This is a genomic window from Petroclostridium xylanilyticum, from assembly GCF_002252565.1.
Classification (GTDB): domain Bacteria; phylum Bacillota; class Clostridia; order SK-Y3; family SK-Y3; genus Petroclostridium; species Petroclostridium xylanilyticum.
On the sequence record NZ_NPML01000041.1, the window covers coordinates 1 to 512 of the forward strand.

Consider the following 512-nt stretch of genomic DNA (forward strand, 5'->3'; position numbering starts at 1 on the left):
TACTTCACCCCAATCAAATTCACATACATCTCCTGGATCATATTCAGCTTTTATATAGGCCTCAGCTCCTTTGCTCAATAGATTATTTACTGTATTTACAACAGTGGGATAGCTAATATCATAACCTTCAGCAATCAATGCTTCATATATGTCTGTCTTCTTCTTTTGCTGTTTGGACTGACCGATACTCCTTTTGTATTCATTCTCCTTAAGATAAAATTCTATTTTTTCTATGATTTCATCAGTTAGCTTCCTCTTGGATCTGTTTTTAGAATCATATGTAGGCTTTTCGACTATACTGTCAGTCAATTCTCTTATATCATCAATAGTACCGGCATCTAGAAGTTTTTGCCTGCTTGCCTCATATTCCGCAATATACTTTCTTACAGTCTTTACGTTAACACCCAACTCCCTTGCTATAGCCTTTTTTGCTTTATTTTCCAAATATGCTGCTATGATAATTTGCTGCTTCTGGCTCAACTTAATCAACTCCTCTTGCCCCCTCTTATGCA

The 512-nt window shown here is 36.1% G+C and carries 1 pseudogene; it reads right to left on the bottom strand.

Features of this window, described 5'->3' with window-relative positions:
- A pseudogene (locus CIB29_RS18325) lies at positions 1–489 on the bottom strand (helix-turn-helix domain-containing protein); the annotation flags it as partial.
- Positions 490–512: the final 23 nt, after the last annotated feature.